Annotated in this window: 24 protein-coding genes; 14 read left to right on the forward strand and 10 right to left on the reverse strand. The window is 51.1% G+C overall.

Annotation, left to right across the window (positions count from 1 at the left end; all coding sequences use genetic code 11):
- Nucleotides 1-54: 54 nt before the first annotated feature.
- Nucleotides 55-288, forward strand: coding sequence for a hypothetical protein (locus tag VK694_00460; GenBank protein HTE57193.1), 234 nt, complete (start codon nt 55-57; stop codon nt 286-288).
- Nucleotides 289-290: 2 nt separating this feature from the next.
- Here VK694_00460 and VK694_00465 read toward each other — a convergent pair whose 3' ends face one another.
- The 9 genes from VK694_00465 to VK694_00505 all read right to left on the reverse strand — a co-directional run bounded on the left by VK694_00465 (nt 291) and on the right by VK694_00505 (nt 5,550).
- Nucleotides 291-464, reverse strand: coding sequence for a hypothetical protein (locus VK694_00465; GenBank protein HTE57194.1), 174 nt, complete (start codon nt 462-464; stop codon nt 291-293).
- A 4-nt stretch (nt 465-468) separates the two neighbouring features.
- A complete protein-coding gene (locus VK694_00470) occupies nt 469-1,701 on the reverse strand; it encodes a DUF4238 domain-containing protein (GenBank protein ID HTE57195.1) in 1,233 nt (410 codons plus the stop codon).
- 256 nt (nt 1,702-1,957) lie between these two features.
- Nucleotides 1,958-2,356: a PIN domain-containing protein gene (locus tag VK694_00475; protein HTE57196.1), complete on the reverse strand. Its 399-nt coding sequence runs from the start codon at nt 2,354-2,356 to the stop codon at nt 1,958-1,960.
- Nucleotides 2,353-2,586, reverse strand: coding sequence for a DUF6364 family protein (locus VK694_00480; protein HTE57197.1), 234 nt, complete (start codon nt 2,584-2,586; stop codon nt 2,353-2,355). The genes VK694_00475 and VK694_00480 overlap by 4 nt, the downstream gene beginning before the upstream one ends.
- Nucleotides 2,587-2,622: 36 nt before the next feature.
- A complete protein-coding gene (locus VK694_00485) occupies nt 2,623-4,212 on the reverse strand; it encodes a hypothetical protein (GenBank protein HTE57198.1) in 1,590 nt (529 codons plus the stop codon).
- An 18-nt stretch (nt 4,213-4,230) separates the two neighbouring features.
- On the reverse strand, nt 4,231-4,509 hold the full coding sequence (locus VK694_00490) for a hypothetical protein (protein ID HTE57199.1): 279 nt from the start codon (nt 4,507-4,509) through the stop codon (nt 4,231-4,233).
- Between the two features lie 170 nt (nt 4,510-4,679).
- Entirely contained in the window at nt 4,680-4,799 is a 120-nt protein-coding gene (locus VK694_00495; GenBank protein ID HTE57200.1) for a DUF6364 family protein, read from the reverse strand.
- 74 nt (nt 4,800-4,873) lie between these two features.
- Nucleotides 4,874-5,278 carry a hypothetical protein gene (locus VK694_00500; protein ID HTE57201.1) on the reverse strand — a complete coding sequence of 135 codons (405 nt, stop codon included), beginning with the start codon at nt 5,276-5,278 and terminating at the stop codon, nt 4,874-4,876.
- Nucleotides 5,275-5,550: a hypothetical protein gene (locus VK694_00505; GenBank protein HTE57202.1), complete on the reverse strand. Its 276-nt coding sequence runs from the start codon at nt 5,548-5,550 to the stop codon at nt 5,275-5,277. Before VK694_00505 ends, VK694_00500 begins: the two co-directional genes overlap by 4 nt.
- 285 nt (nt 5,551-5,835) lie before the next feature.
- On the opposite strand from VK694_00505, the gene VK694_00510 reads away from it, so the two are divergent.
- The 7 genes from VK694_00510 (at nt 5,836) to ruvC (ending at nt 12,755) form a co-directional block, all read left to right on the forward strand.
- The gene (locus VK694_00510; protein ID HTE57203.1) at nt 5,836-7,026 is read left to right on the forward strand and encodes a ketoacyl-ACP synthase III; all 1,191 of its coding nucleotides are present in this window, start codon (nt 5,836-5,838) and stop codon (nt 7,024-7,026) included.
- A 101-nt stretch (nt 7,027-7,127) separates the two neighbouring features.
- Nucleotides 7,128-8,585, forward strand: a complete 1,458-nt coding sequence (locus tag VK694_00515) for a ComEC/Rec2 family competence protein (protein ID HTE57204.1) — start codon at nt 7,128-7,130, stop codon at nt 8,583-8,585.
- Between the two features lie 123 nt (nt 8,586-8,708).
- The gene (locus VK694_00520; protein ID HTE57205.1) at nt 8,709-9,440 is read left to right on the forward strand and encodes a YebC/PmpR family DNA-binding transcriptional regulator; all 732 of its coding nucleotides are present in this window, start codon (nt 8,709-8,711) and stop codon (nt 9,438-9,440) included.
- Nucleotides 9,437-10,237, forward strand: coding sequence for an inositol monophosphatase (locus VK694_00525; protein ID HTE57206.1), 801 nt, complete (start codon nt 9,437-9,439; stop codon nt 10,235-10,237). The genes VK694_00520 and VK694_00525 overlap by 4 nt, the downstream gene beginning before the upstream one ends.
- A gap of 75 nt (nt 10,238-10,312) precedes the next feature.
- On the forward strand, nt 10,313-11,773 hold the full coding sequence (locus tag VK694_00530; protein HTE57207.1) for a lamin tail domain-containing protein: 1,461 nt from the start codon (nt 10,313-10,315) through the stop codon (nt 11,771-11,773).
- A 52-nt stretch (nt 11,774-11,825) separates the two neighbouring features.
- Nucleotides 11,826-12,260 (forward strand): hypothetical protein, encoded by a 435-nt coding sequence (locus tag VK694_00535; protein HTE57208.1) that lies wholly within the window; start codon nt 11,826-11,828, stop codon nt 12,258-12,260.
- Between the two features lie 21 nt (nt 12,261-12,281).
- The gene (gene ruvC / locus VK694_00540; GenBank protein ID HTE57209.1) at nt 12,282-12,755 is read left to right on the forward strand and encodes a crossover junction endodeoxyribonuclease RuvC; all 474 of its coding nucleotides are present in this window, start codon (nt 12,282-12,284) and stop codon (nt 12,753-12,755) included.
- On the opposite strand, the gene VK694_00545 is transcribed toward ruvC, so the two are convergent.
- Complete coding sequence (locus tag VK694_00545; protein ID HTE57210.1) at nt 12,752-13,321, reverse strand: DUF4234 domain-containing protein; 570 nt, start codon at nt 13,319-13,321, stop codon at nt 12,752-12,754. The two genes, ruvC and VK694_00545, sit on opposite strands and share 4 nt — an antisense overlap.
- Before the next feature lie 152 nt (nt 13,322-13,473).
- Here VK694_00545 and ruvA point away from each other — a divergent pair, with 152 nt between their 5' ends.
- From ruvA to VK694_00575, 6 genes are all read left to right on the forward strand, one after another.
- On the forward strand, nt 13,474-14,049 hold the full coding sequence (gene ruvA, locus VK694_00550) for a Holliday junction branch migration protein RuvA (protein ID HTE57211.1): 576 nt from the start codon (nt 13,474-13,476) through the stop codon (nt 14,047-14,049).
- Complete coding sequence (locus VK694_00555; GenBank protein ID HTE57212.1) at nt 14,046-14,642, forward strand: hypothetical protein; 597 nt, start codon at nt 14,046-14,048, stop codon at nt 14,640-14,642. Before ruvA ends, VK694_00555 begins: the two co-directional genes overlap by 4 nt.
- Nucleotides 14,642-15,676 (forward strand): Holliday junction branch migration DNA helicase RuvB, encoded by a 1,035-nt coding sequence (gene ruvB / locus VK694_00560; GenBank protein HTE57213.1) that lies wholly within the window; start codon nt 14,642-14,644, stop codon nt 15,674-15,676. Before VK694_00555 ends, ruvB begins: the two co-directional genes overlap by 1 nt.
- 19 nt (nt 15,677-15,695) lie before the next feature.
- Entirely contained in the window at nt 15,696-16,277 is a 582-nt protein-coding gene (locus VK694_00565; protein ID HTE57214.1) for a PH domain-containing protein, read from the forward strand.
- Between the two features lie 195 nt (nt 16,278-16,472).
- Nucleotides 16,473-16,853, forward strand: a complete 381-nt coding sequence (locus VK694_00570; protein ID HTE57215.1) for a hypothetical protein — start codon at nt 16,473-16,475, stop codon at nt 16,851-16,853.
- A gap of 251 nt (nt 16,854-17,104) precedes the next feature.
- Complete coding sequence (locus tag VK694_00575; protein ID HTE57216.1) at nt 17,105-17,776, forward strand: hypothetical protein; 672 nt, start codon at nt 17,105-17,107, stop codon at nt 17,774-17,776.
- The last annotated feature ends 159 nt before the right edge of the window (nt 17,777-17,935 follow it).

A 17,935-nucleotide genomic window follows, 5' to 3' on the forward strand; every position in this document is an offset into this window, starting at 1 on the left:
TATTATATGACCGTAAGGGCAATATGCGTAATTAATAGATACGGAAGGAAAGATATGAGTGATAATAACTTGATAATCAGCATTGAAGAAGCAAGGGAAATACTTGGTTCTGATGCGCAAGGCATGAGTGATGAAGAAATTACTCAGGTTATAAGTACTCTTGATATATTGGCTAAGGATGCGCTGGAGTTGGCTAAACTGCAACTGCGGAGAAAGAAAGATGCCAAGGACCTGGCCAATCTTATCTACGACATTTACCAGGATAAGAAGAAAGCCGGAAAAGACTAACATCATTTTTTTTCGCCTTTCTGCCTTTGAGACCTGTCCATTTCTATAAGGATTTCAAAGTATCCCACAAGGTTACTGACAGCTTCCCTGTAATCATCATCTGTATCGTAGACAATGCCGTCTTTGGCAAAGACTTCCTTCCATCGTTGTAGTTGTTCGTCTGTTAATTCAGTCATTTAATTAATGATATTGTTTCTTTCCTTGGAGCGAAAGATGATACTCGTGCATTGTATCGGTGTCCTGTTCGCTACCAAGTTCGCCAATCTCTAAAGTTACTCCTCGCCTCGTTGGGCCAAACCTTCTAGCAAATTCGCCCTTAAAACGGTAAAGAGGGCTCTTGCTCAAGTCAGTTGGTAAATCGTCCTTACTGAATAAGGGGTCGTTAGGCCTTCTACCATAGGAATCGACTGCCCACTTTGTACCAGCACCAGAACTACCAAATATCTCGCCACCATAATTCATCGACCTGGGGTCGGGCATACACAGAATTCCATTACCAAAGATATTCCAATCTGACTTTGAGATATCTCTCTCAGGATAAAGCCACTCTTCTTTGCCAGATGCAATGAACATATACGCACGACTCTTGATAATAAAGTTAAGCTGTTTTACTTCAAGTTCAGATAGTTTTCTGTTGAGGTGGAGTCGATGAAAATCAAAAACGGTATTTCTATAGAAACCGGGATTTGGTCTAAGGTTTTTGGAAGACTGATAAGGGTTCCTTACCCAGGATAGATTTGTAAGAATGAGTGCTTTGTTCAGATTAAGCGGGAATACGGTGTGAGAGCCTACCATACGAATATCAGGGTCGCGAAAACCCTTGCACCACGTTGGCTGTCTTGGACCCAACTGACGGTTGTAAATCGTAATTGGGTGGTCAGAGACAATAAACTTTGTATCAGAGTCAGCAGCATCTACTAATTGCCAAACACACTCAGTCCAAATGGCATCGAATACATTTTTAAGTTCAACCATTCTCCTAAGAATTTCGTTGGTATCATTTGAGTTAATTTGCTCAGATAACCAAACCAAACCTTTTTTTGTTCGCATCCTCTGTGTCGTCATGTATTGCAATAGGTCCCCAATGGGCTCGCCGCGCCAGTCGGGGTATTGATAGTTTATGAAGTGGTCCACTGCATCTTTACCTTTGGTATCTATTGCTCCAAAGAATAGTCTTTCAATATCACGCGACTCTAATCCGCTAAATCTAGTAGTATAGAGGTCGTCTTCCGCGAAACACCTGCTAGGATGCCACTTCTTCAACGGCTTTGCATAATGCAGCCTCCCTTTTGAATCACGAAATCCCTCTGGTCTTAACCGTAGGTAAAAATAACTGCCGTCAGTAGAGTCGGGTGAAATAAAGTTTTTTTGATACCACTCGGGTACGTAATGGTTGTATTTAAAGCCAGGCATATCATAATTCTATACGTTAGCAACAGAATGTGTTAAAGAAGAACCCTTATTGCTAGATATTTTGGTTGCAACAGCGATACATACGGCCCTCCAAGCAAAAAGACCTGTCCAAAAAGGCAGGTCTTTTTGCTTAGGAAAATTCAGCGAGGGACTCGAATCCACGACACGCCAAAAGGGTGCCCGAGGGTAAAAACAGCCCTATGGTTGCTATGCAACATTCCCAGTAGCGGCCCTGTCGCCAAATTGAAAGAACTCATCAAAAAGGGTTTGTAATTTTCAGCGCACCTATCTGGCGGCCGTCTTGCATGTCCTCACTGATCAATGTCGTGACACCAGAGTTTTGCGCTGCTACGACAATCAGGGCATCCCAAAAGGACAAACTGTGCTTCTCCTCCAGCTCTGACGCGGCGATTATGTCAGCAGGGGTTGGCTGATAAATTTGCCAAGCTGATAACTCTTTTATAATTTCTCTGGCTTCCTGTCTGGGAAGCGTTTTGGCTAGTTTCCGGGTGACTGTCACATAGAATTCCTGCAGCACCTGCGTGCCCGAACGATTATTCCAACATTCTGTCAAGATATCCTGGGCTTTTTTGTGCTTGTCGCTTTCTTCTTTATCGAAAGCGTAAACGAGTACGTTAGTATCCAGAAATGTCATCGTTGGTGAAGCTCTTCGCGGTCGGGCATTTTACCGCCGCCCAAGTCATAGCCATGCTTTAGTCTGGATAGGGCGGATCTTTGAGCCTTTTCATAGCCTGACTCTTTAGCGGCTGCCTTTTTAATCTCTTCGCTGACTAAACGACTCAGCGACATAGACTGCTTAGCTGCGATAATTTTTGCGTCCCTTACGGTACTTTCATCCAGTTGAATGGTGAGATTTCTTTTCATAAGCTTCATGATAGCAAAGTTACGTGCTACACGCAACTAGCTAGGGGCCAGTGTCAATTCAAGGGCGGCCCCACCTTTGCCAGCTTTACGTAAAGAAGGACTAATCAAAACCAGCCTCCCCAGAGCGGTATGCACCGTGTCTTTGATCTTTGCCAGTGGCTTGCTGGTTCGCAAGAGATACATAAGTCCCTCGTGGGTGCCGTAACTACTGAGGGCGTAGTTTGGTAACTTCTCATCCCACGCAGCAGTATTCAATTCGCTTGTTTTGGCCACTGTTGCGCGGTGGACGAACTGCTCTATCACTTCATGGCTATATGTTAGTCCGACGCGCTCAAAAATCTCGGCAAGTAGCTCTACGGCTTTGCTTTCACTGGCATGGATACTTTCAGGGCTCTCGCCAGGCTGCTTGATTCGCTGTATATGTTCTACGGCGTTGTCTAGTAAATCGTGTGTGACAATAGCGGCTTCTGGCTCGAGCGCGGTGAGGGCTTGGGCTAGGTTTTCTAGTATCTCTTGCTGAGCTGTTTCGACTGCGGTTGGCTGTGGCTCGGTCTCATGAACCGGCAAGACAGTTGTTGTCTCTTGTTGTTCGGCGACTTCTGGTGCTACGAATGGGGCGGGTTCAATCGCTTCTAATCCAACCGCTGCCATGTCGAGTGCCGGATGTTGCTGCTCATTGTCGATAAGGAGTTCGTCGGCAATAGGTACATCTGCCTCGGTTTCTAGTGTCACGGATTCAACTAGTGCCTCCTGGTCCTCCACGGCTGTTGGGCTGGGCACGGGGATCTCAGCAGCCGTGGCTTCTGTGAATTCAGACACTAGGGCCTCGTCCGATTCTTGAAGTACCGGCAGGTCATCAGGCGTATCAAAATCTAAAATACTGTCAGCCACTTCCAATTCTGGTTCCGCGACTTCAACTGGCACGGGCTGCTCTGGTTCAACGCCTGCTTTGTCTTGATACAAACTTACTTCTGGTTCTGGTAGGGTAACAGGTGTTTGCTCGACCGGATCAGACAGAACGGATTCTATATGGACTGCTTCTGGGGCGATGGCTTGTGTGGGGCGAGGGTGCTCGCTAAGCTCCACGGGTGCTTGCTGGGTGCTGGGTTCGGGCTGGGTCGGAGTTGCTTCTTGGTATTGGAGGTGCCGGGCGTCGCTAGTTTCTTTGGCTTGGTGGACTGTCTCGTCGGGCAGCCTTGCCTCGGGTTTCTCGACTTGGATAATTGGCAGAGTTGGAGCGGTTTCTTTTTTGGCAGGCTCTTTTGGCTCTGGTGTTTCGGTTTGGGGGAGTTGTGTGATGTGCGGGTGTTCGACGTTTTTGTCTGGTTTTGCGATTTCCTTTTCTTGCTTCTGGTGGGTTTCTTTTGTGGGTTCCGCTTTCAGCGTTTCCTTTTCCGCTTTCTCGATTTTCACAGGCTTCTCAGCTACTGGATCCTTTGCGTCCTCGGCTAACTTTTCATTGCCAATCGCCTGGAGCTCTAACAGTATGCCGGCTTCCTCGAGTGTCATGTCGGCTAATGCACGGCAGAGCTCTCTTGCGGCTTCGACGCTCTCGGCTCGATATATTTCACCATTGCCATGCTGGTGAGTAAATACTGGCTCAGCCTCGGCAACCTCTTCACCCATTGATTCAGTATCTCCTGCTTATTCCTCGGCCTCTACTGGGCCAAAGTATGATTGAAATGCTTTTCGTGCAACACCTCTAAATCTTTCGTATCGTGGGTCTTCTCGGTCTAACGTCTCAAGTCCGGCAAATATCGGGCGGGCATGATCGCCACAGAGTTTGTCGAACTCCTCGGCCAATATGGGCTGACCATCCAGCTCAAACCCGGTCGGCTGGCCTTTCAGGTGTCCATAACCGATAAGCTCCAGCCAACGTTCTCCGTCAGGCTGCTGCTGAAGTTCTCCTGTTTGCTCGGTCATTAGATTCCTCTCAAGGTTATAGCGAAAGTATACCAGTTATTAGCGACCCGCACTCCTCCGTTGAGCCATGAGACCCACTCTACTTACTACCGTTCATGAAGCTCGTCGCGGCTGGGCATCTGCCACCACCTAAGTTATAGCCACGCTTTAGCCTGGATAAGGCGGATATTTTAGGCTTTTCTGATCTCTTCACTGACTAAGCGGCTTAGCGACATAGATCGCTTGGCAGCGACAATTTTTGCGTCTCGTATAGTCGTTTCATCTAACTGGACGGTTAGATTTCGTTTCATAAGTAGTACGGTAGTAAGGACTACGTGGCACACGCAAGCAGAACAAAACTTAAAAAAACACCTCTCTGACCTGCCTAGAGCACCCTATCCCACCTCTGTTTCCACACCAAATTCACAGCCGCCGTCCCAAAATGCCCAAAACGCGACTCATAAAAGGTTGCGTCTATACCCTGTTTTTTAATCGCGGTTACTAGCTTTTGGCCATCAAAGACAATCTTGTCATTCCTGCCAAGAAAGCTCACAACTTTCCGGTCTTTTAGTTTTTCTAATTGATACTGGGTCTCGATTGGTTTGGTTAGTTTCTCTAGGTTACGCTCGGACTTCAGGCCATTGCTCACGAGCGTCTGAGTAAACGGCCTGGACGGTTTGTGTGTCCAGAGCAGGTGAGACAGTGTGCCATACGGAACAAACAAAATGATGGATGCAATGTTCTTGTGTCGCTTGGCGGTGTACAGCGACAGAACTGACCCATAACTCAATCCGAGTACTGAGTACCTTGTGGATACTGGGACATGGTATCGCTCACCGCTTGGTCTACCTGCTTTATCAGGTCCACCATATTGTCAAAGTTGCATTTACGAATTGCCTTCTTCCAGGCAAAGTTGAACCCCACTACGGTTATTCCCATGCGATTTAAAACAAAAACCGTCCACCGATAGTGCCACATTTTTGTAAAGCCAGCCGGAAAGAAGAACAATACTTTCTTTGCATTTTTAGCTCGATATTCTCTAATCGCAAAGTATTCATTCATGTACAATACTTTATCCTATTCTACCCTTAAGCCATGTAGATTTATGATCGCCGTCTCGGGATAAAATACGGTCGCTTTCCTGCTATCAAAATCCTCCGAGCCAGACCCGATTGGTGTCCTTTGTTATGAGTACCGCCCCTGTTAAAATACAATCAATCAGGGTGTTCACGCGACCTCCAGAATGCTACGAAAAATCTCTCTCCCTGACACTAAAGATCTCTATATACTGCTCAATTTGAATGGTCATTTATGTGGCCATTTAATTATTTAAAAATAAGGAGATATATGGCTGAAGTAGCAGAAGGGCACCCTGCTGTCGTGGGAATCGGCGGCGCTTTAGGGGACCGAAGACTTACCAATGATGAGTTTGTGGCAGAATATGGCGTGGAACTTCCGGAAAACTGGAGGATAGAAGACCGTGCTGGCATTCACGCAAGACACTTTACCAGCGAAGGGCAGTTTGCCTCGGACATGGGTATTGCTGCTGCTCGCATGGCGTTAGACATGGCAGGTGTAAAGCCGACAGAACACGGGTTGCCAATCGATGCCATTTTTCTTTCCACTAGTACGCCCGATCAGTTTAGCCCCTCCACGGCCGTATTTGTTAACCAAGGTCTGGGAGTTGACAGGGCGGGTCCGACAGTCGACCACAATGCCGCCTGCGCGGGTTTTGTGTACGGTATGTTTGGTGCCGTCAATGCCCTATCGCGCGAGCCAGATGTGTATCATCGGGCACTTGTCCTGGGCGCCGAAATGCCATCAGCTGGTATAAATCCTAAAGACCATAAAACTGCTGGTCTGTTTGGTGCCGGGTCTGGTGCCGTCATTCTAGAACGCCGGCCTGACGCCATTGAGCCGCAGTTTGCCTTCTGGGCAGATCCAGACCCCGAAGCCATCCAGGTAAAAGCGGGCCTGCGTTTTCCGCCTAAGAGTCTTGATGACTTAACGATAACCATGGAGGGTCTTAGGGTAGGTCAGCATGCCGCGGAAAAAATGGGCAAGCTGACGTATCAGGTAGCTGACATGGCCGACCGGTACAACCCGAGGACGCAGAAGATTGACTGGGATGAGCTTTACTTTGCACCGCATCCAGGCAATGGCATTCTTAACCAAATGCTTGCCAATGTGCTAGAAGTACCAAAGGGCCACCTCATAACCAGTGTGGCCGACCATGGCAACACTTCCTCCGCCTCTATACCTCTGGCGCTTCACCAGGCACGAGAGAAGGGAATGATTAGAGACGGTGAGTCATATACTGTTTTGTCGCCTGCAATTGGAGCTGGCATGGTGGCTGGCGCCGGCATTTACACTGTCGAAGTTGGCCCCGGCGATCCTGCGGTTGAAGCTGAAGCTGCCGAGGCGCGTCAGAGTCGACGTGCCCGCCTGGACGGCTACCCAGATACACTTGGTGGGGTTCGCGAGGAATACGCCGCCCACCTGGACAAGATGAAAGTATCGTACGCCGCCCAAGAGTAGGTAGTTGTTTCTAAGGAGTGAGACTGTGCTTCAGCGCAGTCTCACCTGAAGTAAGAAGTGCAACGGCACCAGCGGCTAGAACACGCAATGTATACTGACAAGTGAAACTTTGGGGGACTATGCACGGCGGTTTGCGCAGAACAACGGTTGTTACGGCTGGGCTGGTGGCCTTTTTGGTTGGGCTGGCTCTGGCACGCCTGCCAGGTGGTTTTGTCTGGTTAGTTATTAGCGTGCTAAGTTTTCTGCTATGCCTGAAATTCAGGAGACTTGCCGTGTTAAGTATTATTTTGGCCAGCAGCATGAGCATTGGTTTTTTGCGTGGCACAACCTTTGCGCACCAGCTGTCGCCATACCGAGCAGTTGCATTCAAGACCGTGACGCTAGAAGTCCGGGCAGAAACTGATGCAGTGTACGATGACAAAAAACAACTGGCGTTTGACGCAGGTAGCGTCAGGCTGCTAGAACCTTATGCAACGGCAGTGCCAGGACGGCTCAAAGTTTCTGGTTTTGGTGAGCGCGCGGTGTATCGGGGCGATGTTGTCAGAATAAGCGGCAGAATGTATCCGGGCCGCGGGTCTTGGCAGGGCTTTGTGAGCTTTGCCACTTTAAGGGTGATTTCGCGTAACGCTTCTTATATAGATAAGGCTCGGCTGAGGTTTGTGGCTGGTATGCAAACTGCCTTGCCAGAGCCGCAGGCATCGTTTGGGTTGGGGTTGCTAGTGGGACAGCGCAGTACCTTGCCAGAGGCACTGGCTATGGCATTGTCGGCAGTGGGGCTAACGCATATCATTGCCGTGTCCGGTTACAACCTGACCATATTGGTGCGGTTTGTACGGCGGGCCGGGCGCAAGCGATCCAAGTATCAATTGACTGTGTTTTCTTTGGTATTGATTGTGGCGTTTTTGTTGGTGACGGGCCTGAGTGCGTCAATTGTGCGGGCGGCATTGGTGAGCGTGTTGTCGCTCTGGGCGTGGTACTACGGACGCGAATTTAGTCCACTATTGCTACTAGCATTGGCGGCTGCCCTCACAGCAGCCTGGAGCCCGTTATATATATGGAGCGACATAGGCTGGTATTTATCTTTCCTGGCATTTTTCGGGGTGATGATTCTGGCGCCATTAGCGGTTCGGCGTTTGCACGGCGTCAGGCAGCCCAATGCATTTGTATTGTTGCTGTATGAATGTATTGCAGCACAAGTTATGACCCTGCCTCTCATTCTGTTTATTTTTCAGGAAATGTCGTTGGTTGCGGTAGTGAGCAACCTGCTGGTTGTGCCGCTGGTGCCAGTGGCTATGGCCTGCTCGCTGCTTGCCGGACTTGGTGGAATGTTTGTGCCAACGCTTGCGGCATGGCTGGCAGTGCCCGCCCGCATACTACTAACATATATGCTGGACATGGTGGGGCTATTTGCCCGAATACCCCACGCGGTGGTGCAACGCAGCTTGTCTGTGGCTGGACTTGTCCTGATCTACAGCTGCCTGCTTGTTATGAGTCTACTTCTGTGGAAGACGACAGGGGTGAAGCGTGGTATACTGCCTAAAAGCGAAGATCCATCTTAGGTTTGCTGCAGAGAGGAGTAAAAATGTCTGGCCATAGTAAAATACCCCACCACAAACAGCAGATTCGGCAAAGCCGACTGCTTGGTTTGTGTCGGGGGCCCCGGGCAGCAGAAGGGAATAAGAATGTCTGGTCATAGTAAATGGGAAACAATCAAACGCCAAAAGGGTGCCAACGACGCCAAGCGCGGCGTACTTTTTACCAAGCTGGGTAATGCCATTGCGGTAGCCGCCAAAGGCGGTGCTGACCCGGACATGAATTTTAGCCTGCGCCTGGCCATAGACAGAGCCAAAGGGGCCAATATGCCTACGGCCAACATTCAGCGGTCCATAGACCGTGGCTCTGGCAAATTAGACGGTGTCCAGATCCAAGAAGTTTTATACGAAGGCTATGGTCCCGGCGGCGTGGCTATTTTGGTAGAGTGCGCCAGTGACAACCTAAACCGTACCTATCCAGAAGTTCGGCTGGCTTTTTCTAAGCATGGCGGCAACATTGCCGAAAAAGGTGCGGTGGCTTTTCAGTTTGATCGCAAAGGAATGATCCGCATTAACGGCAGTGGTGACGACTTGCTGCTGCAAGCGCTAGATGCTGGTGCCGAAGACATGGCAGAAGAAGGACCAGAATCTGTCATATATACTGGGTCCAAAGACTTGGCAAAAGTACGTGACACATTGAAGGAAGCCGGTGTTGATATTATCGAGGCACAGCTGAGTTATGTGCCCAACAATACCGTGCAGGTATCAGACGCAGCCACTGCCGGAAAGATCATGCGGCTCATGGACGCGCTAGACGACCAAGACGATGTAACGGCCACTTTTGTAAACTTCGATATTCCCGAAGAACTGCTGGCAGCATGAATTACGGAGAGGAGCTGGGTTTTGCAAAAGACCTGGCCCGCGAAGCCGGTAAGATGATTCGTGATGCTTTTGTAGCTGGTGTCACTCATACCTGGAAGGCCGACAGTACGCCACTGACCGAAACAGATGAAGCCATAAATGCCCTGGTAATCCAGCGTGTAACCCAGGCATTTCCGGACCATGGGGTCATTGGCGAAGAAGGCAATATACGTGAAGACAAAAAACTGAAATGGGTGTGCGACCCCATAGACGGCACTATGTCGTTTTCGCACGGCGTGCAGGTATCTACCTTTGCGCTGGCCCTGACTGACGACGCTGGTCAACCGGTTGTGGCAGTCATTTACGATCCGTACATGGACCGGCTGTTTTCTGCAGTCAAAGGCGAGGGAGCTTTTTTGAATGACAGGCCTATTCACGTTTCCGACCAGACCACACTCGAACATGCGCTCATAGAGGCAGATGCTTTTCCCAGTACTCGGCCGGTTATAGATGCAGATGCAGATTTGTTTAACGTTCTGCGCAGCAAAGGTGCCTACGTGACCAGTACGTGGTCGGTTATTCTGCTGGCGGGCTTGGTGGCTGCTGGTCACTACGCTGCCGCTCTATTGAATGTAGACAACTGTCACGATGCGGCTGCCCCGAAGCTGATTGTAGAAGAAGCTGGTGGCAAAGTGACCGACCTCCAGGGCAATGACCAGCGCTATGACCAATCGACTCGCGGCTTCATTGCCAGCAATGGTCATATACATGCTGAACTTGTTAAGCTTTTGAGTAGTTACGACTTAGTACAGAAATAAACATTAACTAAATATTATTTCATAAGCATAATCACTTTGACGATGCTTCATAGACTATAGTACTGTCCATTTACTATGAGACGGCTTTGGGGAACACTTGTCTTTGCTTTGTGTGCTGTCATTCTGGGCTTGCCTATCAGTACAGGTGCACAGTCTGCAGCGCCGACTGTTGTTATCGGCGAGATTCAGTTGGGCGGCACTGCCGACCCCAAAGAGTACGTGGTGTTACAGAATATGAGTGACCGTGACGTCGTGCTGGATGGCTGGCTGCTAGAATATGCCAAGCCAACTTTTGATAAACAGTTTTGTACCGATCTCAGCTGGAAGACACACGCCGTGCAGGCATCGGCTAGTGTCGCAAAACTGACTGGTAGTTTGCCCGCCGGCGGCTCCAGCCAGCCCATTGTTCGGCAGCTAACAGACAGTACCGCCGGTTCTTTGCGGCTGGTGCAGGCTGGCATGGTGCACGATTTGGTAGCATGGGGTGCCGCGGCGCCCTGTGCAAATGGAAGCCCCCTGGCTATTCCTGTCAACAACGACAAGCTGATGCGGACAGCCAACTGCGAGGGTGTGGTCAGTATGGTCGTCAGCAGGGCGGGTGAAGTGCCGCCGTCTTGTGGTCAAGCCCCGCCCCCTCCAGCTGCAAACCCTGACTGTGGATCTGTTGTCGTGTCAGAGATTTTACCGAATCCGACGGGTATTGATACTGGCCAGGAATTTATAGAGCTATACAATCCCACGGCTGACAAAGTTGGGCTGCAAGGTTGCGCGTTGAGCATAACCGGCAGTAGCAAGTCATTTACTTTTACCGACCAAGTTCTGCTGCCGGGCGAGTACAAGGCTTTTTATAGTGCGGCCACTGGCTTGGCTCTGCCCAACGCAGCAGGCGGCGAGGTAGTTCTGTCTGGCACCCAAGAAATCGCCGTGCAGTATCCACCACTTTTGGCAGACAACCAAACGTGGTCAGTTGTAGATGGCATGTGGGGTATGGGTACTGCCACGCCCGAAGCAGCCAATGTACTGGCAGTGACGACAGACCCTGAAACGAATCCTGAAACGCCTGCCACGGAGGCATGCCCCACGGGCAAATATCGCAACCCTGAAACCAATCGGTGCAAAACGGCAGACGCTCCAAGCCAGTCGTCGGATTGTGCCGCAGGGCAGGAGCGCAATCCAGAGACCAATCGCTGCCGGAGTGTTGCGACTGCAACGAGCGCCCTTGCTACCTGCAAAGAAGGCCAAGAGCGAAACCCTGCTACTAACCGCTGCCGGGCGGTAGCTGCTGCTACCACCGCACCCCAACCATGTGGCGAGGGCGAAGAAAGAAATCCCGAGACGAATCGCTGCCGCAAAGTTGCGGCTGAGCCCAAGCCGTCCACCCAAGCGGCTGCGGCAGCAGGTAAACAGCCGGGCAAAGTTCACTACGCGGTCCTGGGCTTGGTCGTGGCTGGCGTGGCGGGATATGGTCTGTATGAATATCGGCAAGACCTAAAGAATTATTTGGCCAGGTTTTACGCACGCCCCGCAAAAAATTAGGGAGTAGTAGATTGACGAGTCAGGTCAGTTATTTTATTATTTGTTTATATATATGGCAGGTTACAAAGGTCCAGACGCAGGCAGTTACCCCGAGAGTGCACCAGCAATACTGCAAATAGTGTACGCAGAAGTGCGTGCCGATGCCGCACGGGCTATTGTCTATTTTGCAGACGTAGAAATAGGCAGACAGGTTCGTAGCGACCTGCAACTGCAGGCTGCTATAACTGAGCTGCGAGAGAACGGCGATCAGTCTGACCCGGTGTTTCGGTCTAATATGCGCGATGTGGTGGCCGACAGGATAGGGCGGTTTCTCTACCACGGCAAGCAGGCCCGCGAGCGTTTTAACACTTTCACTGCGGAAGCCACACAAGTCACGCAAGAACTGGAGGCGATGGCAGACCTAGAAGCAGATGTCAGCGACATGCCCGACCTGTGGGATCTGTCCTACGAAAAGTTGTTGGCGTCCGAAGGTAGCACAGAAGAATAGCAAGCTGTTAAGCTTAACTATATGAGAATCCTTGGGATAGACCCCGGTACCGGCATACTCGGCTTTGGCGTGATAGACGTGGACGCCAAGGGTACGCCGAGCTTGGTGGACGCAGGCGTTATTCGCACACCCGTAAAGCAGGCCGACAGTGACCGGCTGTTTACTATTTATGACGAGCTCAAGCAAATTATTGCCGAGACTAAGCCGCAAATAATGTCGGTAGAAAAACTATTCTTTTCACAGAATGTCACCACGGCCATGAGTGTCAGTCAAGCCCGTGGAATTGTGCTGCTACTGGGCAAGCAACACGACCTAGAACTGCACGAATACACTCCCCAGCAAATCAAACAGGCTATCACCGGCTACGGCAAAGCTGACAAAAAACAAGTGCAAGAAATGGTCCGTGTGATCCTGAAGCTGCAAGAAGTGCCCAAGCCAGATGACTGCGCCGACGCCATAGCTGCCGCGTTGTGTTGTTCGCACCAAGTACGCTAGGCAGGTGGTGCTGGCGGAATGGTTGGGCCAGGCTGGTAGGGTGGAATTGGCGGTGGAGGCGGGGGTGGTAGGAACGTTGGAGCGGTGGTAGGTGTCGGGGCAGCATTTTCTTTGTCTAAGAACTTGTTGATATCGTTCTGGGCAATGAGCATCCAGATTGGCCCAAATCCGTTGCCGCTCAGAAATGAAAGCAGTATGAGGTTGAGCAAGGGGGGTATGCCACCAACAACCATATGCAGCGCTCGGGCAAAACGGTACGACCAGTAGAGGGCTCCTATTGGTACAACAATGAAGATGAGCAGTATGAGCCAGATCAGGGAGGCATCAGAAGATTGGCCAGAGTCATAATAGGTAGACATGCTGGACAGCGCCGAGAAGAAGATAACCAAAGTTATCACGGTGAGCACTCCCAGTATGCTAAGCGCAATAACAAGTGACGGAATGGCTTTTTTGTCGTTGAGTCTTTCTGTCAGACCCTTCCTGACCTGCCACAGCCACACCAGCTGGTAAACGCCCAGCGTGACATAGCTGAGTAAAACAACTTTTAGGAGACTTCTATGTTTCATGGTGCCCTTAGCTTAGGCTCTTCTTTATAGCATAATCATAGCAGGTTGTGGTGCTATAAGTGAGACGGGCGTGAACAAGAAACACACGTAGGCTGTTGTAGTATGCGCCTTAGGCACTCCTGCTTAGACTCGTCTGTGAGATAATAAGGCTTATGATTGCAACACTTACTGGAATAGTAAGCGAAAAACTGGGCGAATTAGTTGTGCTAGATGTGCAGGGCATTGGCTATGGTCTGCTGGTGCCTGTCGAAGATTATGGCAAGCTGGCCAGTGGCGACAAGACTAAGTTCTACGTGCACGAACACATCCGCGAGAACTCCCATGACTTATTTGGGTTTACCCAATTAGACACCAAGCGATTATTTGAATTGCTGCTAGAGGTAAATGGCGTGGGTCCCAAAATGGCGCTCAACGTGCTAAGTATTGGCTCGGCAGAGGACGTGCGCCAAGCCATTGCCGCTGGCGACACCAAGTTTATCCAGGCCGCCAACGGCGTTGGTAAGCGGGTGGCCGAGCGGGTGGTGGTAGACCTCAAAGACAAAGTGGGACTGACCAGCACCGCAGACCCCAGCGCATTGTTTGCCAGCAACACCATCCAAGACGAAGCCACTCAGGCGTTGGTGGCTCTGGGGTACACCGTCCAAGACGCGCAGGTCGCACTAGCCAAAGTAGACGCTAGCCTGGGTATCGAAGGACGTATCAAACAAGCGCTCAAGGCGGCGATATGACCACGTATATTTTGACCGGTGGACGAGATCGGGCGCATCCTGACTATGGCTCCAAGCTGACTGTGGAGCTGAAAAAACATCATGAAAAATTTAGAGTGCTGAGCTGCTTTTTTGCCGAGCCAGAAGAATACGCGTCTATGCTGGCAGAAAAATGGCAGCCGTGGTTTGAGAAGCGTGTGGGCTCTATCGAAAAGTATGACTATGCTCGGATGGATAGCTTTCTCCGGCAAATCAAAGATTTTGACATACTGTATTTGCACGGCGGACCCAATCGTCCGTTGTTTGATGCGCTCGATACATTTGGTGACTTTGCCCCGCTGGTCGCGGGGAAAATAGTTGTTGGTAGTTCGGCGGGTGCCAATTTTATTGCTAAGAACTATTGGGGCAGCTCCAAGCAAAAGCCCGGCAAGGGCAGAGCGATCCTAGACGTCAATGTCATGGTTCATTACGGCTCACCAGATCATGAGGGCAGGCCACGCACGGCTGGAGATTGGGATTATGAAGAAGCATTATTCCGGGACTTTATCGGTACCAACGAAAAAATCTGGCACCTGCCGGAAGGCGAAGTTGAAGTATTTGAGGCAAAAGACTGATGGCTATTGAACGCATTATAAATACCGGGGTACCCGATGACGACCAGCAAGAAGTAGAGCTGGAGGTAACGCTGCGCCCACGGGATTTTGCCAACTATATTGGCCAAGACCGGCTAAAGAAAAATCTGCAGCTGGCCATAGCCGCTGCCCAGAAGCGTGGCGAACCCTTGGACCATGTGCTGCTGTATGGTCCGCCGGGGCTAGGCAAGACCACCATGGCAACGGTTATTGCCAACGAGATGGGTGCGACCATTCGCGTCACATCCGGTCCGGCTGTAGAGCGGGCGGGTGATCTGGCGAGTCTGCTGACTAACCTGCAAGACGGCGATATCTTATTTATAGACGAGATTCATCGACTGCACCGCACGGTAGAAGAAGTGCTGTATAGCGCCATGGAAGATTTCAAGCTAGACATCATGTTGGGCAAAGGCCCGAGCGCGCGCAGCCTGCGCCTGGACTTGCCCAAGTTCACTATTATTGGCGCCACTACTCGCACGGGTGCGTTGGCGGCACCGCTGCGTGATCGCTTTGGCATGATGCACCGGCTCGAGTTTTATACTCCTACAGAAATTCAGCAAATTATAGAAAGAGCGGCACAGATTTTGGGCGTGCAGATTCATGCTGCTGCTGCCCAAAACTTGGCTACCCGTGCGCGACTGACTCCACGCATTGCCAACCGCCTGCTCAAACGTGTACGCGACTATGCAGACGTCAACGGCGACGGCATTATAGACACGGTCATAAGCGAAAAAGCCCTGGGACTCCTGGAGGTTGACGAACTAGGGCTGGACCCGGCAGACCGCATGCTACTGCTGGCCATTATAAATAGCTACAATGGGGGGCCAGTGGGCGTCGAAACGCTGGCGGCTCTGACGGCTGAAGAGCGCGGCACCATAGAAGACTTTTATGAACCATACCTGATGCAGATTGGCTTGCTAGAACGCACACCACGCGGCCGCAAAGTAACACCCAAAGCCTACAGCCACTTGGGGCGCACACACGGCGGAACATCGGACCAGCCCTCGATGCTATAGGGTGATATAATACTGGCATATGGACCCCCAGAAACTTTCCCCTAGCGCCCGTACGGCATTCAAACTCATAGAATTTGATAAAGACGAGCAACTTATCAGCGAGATCCGCAAGCATCCCGTCGGCCTGCTGTTCATTTATATTGGTGGCACGGTTATCACCGGCATTTTGCTAATCTTGACGGTGGCTGGTGCGGCCCTAACGGGCAACACAGAGACGGGTACTGGCGGTGACTTCAGCAGCATAGCACCCATAATTGTTGTGCTGGGATTCATCCTGACAGTACTGTCCCTTATTGTTACAGCCATAGAGGCTTATCTGTACCGGAGTAATGTGGTGCTGGTTACGTCAGATAAAATATCGCAGCTTTTGCACCAGAGCTTGTTTAACCGCAAAGTGTCCCAGCTGAGCATTGGCGACGTACAGGATGTCACAATTCAGCAGCAGGGCATTATTCCGCACATGTTCAACTACGGTACGCTGGTGATAGAAACTGCTGGCGAACAGCAAAACTACAGCTTTACCTTTGTGCCAGATCCATACAAAGCCGCCAAAGACATCGTGGGAGCGCACGAGCGCAACCTAAAAGCTTACGGCAACTAGATTGACTTTTTAGCATTTTATTGTAAAATGTATGCTGCTTCGAACACCTTTTTGGTATCGAGGTACTTTGACAAGTTGATAGGTTCTACGAGGTGAGATATATAGACAGTAACCAGGTTGCTGCTATGTACCTCACCTTGTGGATGGAAAGCTGCTCATCCGAGCGCCCACGAGATACAGAGGAGAGAGGCACACATGATCGAACTCAATGCGCCCACCAAGCCCAACCCCAACCCCGACCTCGACGACGACGACAAGACGGTCCTCCGGCGCTTCATCACCATCCTCGACGACGAGGGTGTGCAGGCGCACCTCAGCCTGGCGTTGCTGTCCGCCACCAACTCCTTCCTGTACAGCCTGGAGCTCCTGGACGCCATCGTGGATGACGTCTGCGACATCGAGGGCGTGGAGAGCGTCTACCTGGCTGCCCCGTCGCTGGTACTCCTGGTGGGCTGGATCAAGCAAAGCGAAGGCCTCGCCATCCCCGAGGACTTCATCCCGGACGCGCAGCTGATCACCCGGTTGCTGGAGGCGTTCTACGAAGAGGCTCGCCAGGAGGCGACCGAAGAGGACTGACCCTCACCTGATCGACATCGCGAGTGGGCGTGGCACGCTGCTACAAGGTGTCACGCCCCTCCGTGTACTCATTCTCCAAAACACCTATCTTCTTGTCATATCGCTTCCATGAATGTGCGCACCTGCGCAAAAGTCATGCTGATGAGTCCCGGGGCCCTATCAAAAGACAAGCCCAAAGGACGAAAAGCGAACGCTGCCACGGCTCCGGTAGTCGGCAGCAAAAAATTGCAAAGTCTGCTACCATGCGGCGAATGAACGACAAGCAGTGGGAGCGATCCAACTACCAGGTGGCTTTTTTGGCTGCCGTGATTGGGTTGGGGGCATTCAAAGAAGAGCTAGCGGGCTGGCATCTGGGGATTTTTAGTGTCGATCTGCCATGGATCTTTGTCTTTTTGCCATTGGTTGGGCTGCTGCTGATGGGGGCATTCTTGGGTGCCTTTACTGTCACCATTATTGATGGGCTGAACATCACGCGTTTTCCCTTGAGCGGTCTGGTTATGCGTTTGGCGAGCCTGTGTAATATTTTGGCATGTATGTGGCCGGTGTTGCTGTTCCTTGCCTGGGGATCTCAGGGTCTGATGTGGTTACTGCGGCGGGCACTGGGCGGTGCAGACGCCAGTGTGGCCTGGCTGGATGTGATTGGCTCGGTGCTCAGCCTTGTGCTGGCAATCATATCCTACAAGATAACGACGCGCCTGCTGCGCCAATCACCTATAGGCGCGCGGTCTCCACTGGGTGCTACCCAAGATACTGCCCCAAACATGGGCGGGCCAGAACAGACTCTGCTAGCCAGACGCCAGGCTGTACCACAGGACTATGTTTTTATTGACTACTACAACACGGCTGCCCAGTACATGCAGGACTATCTACGGTTGCGTGGCTTTGGGGTCCGAAACCTCAGGCTGGATGACTTATGGCTATAAATCATTCACATCCCACCAACTGGCCGAACAGAAAACTGCGTTAGAGCAACTTATCAGAAAAGTGACGGTAGCCCACCAGGCTGCCCTGGAAAAATCTGAGGCTGCCGCTAGCCCACGCACTGGATCTAAGCACGGTAGAAAGACTCACTAGGCCGGCCG

The organism is Verrucomicrobiia bacterium (genome assembly GCA_035489575.1).
Taxonomy (GTDB): domain Bacteria; phylum Patescibacteriota; class Saccharimonadia; order Saccharimonadales; family JAGQNK01; genus DATHJY01.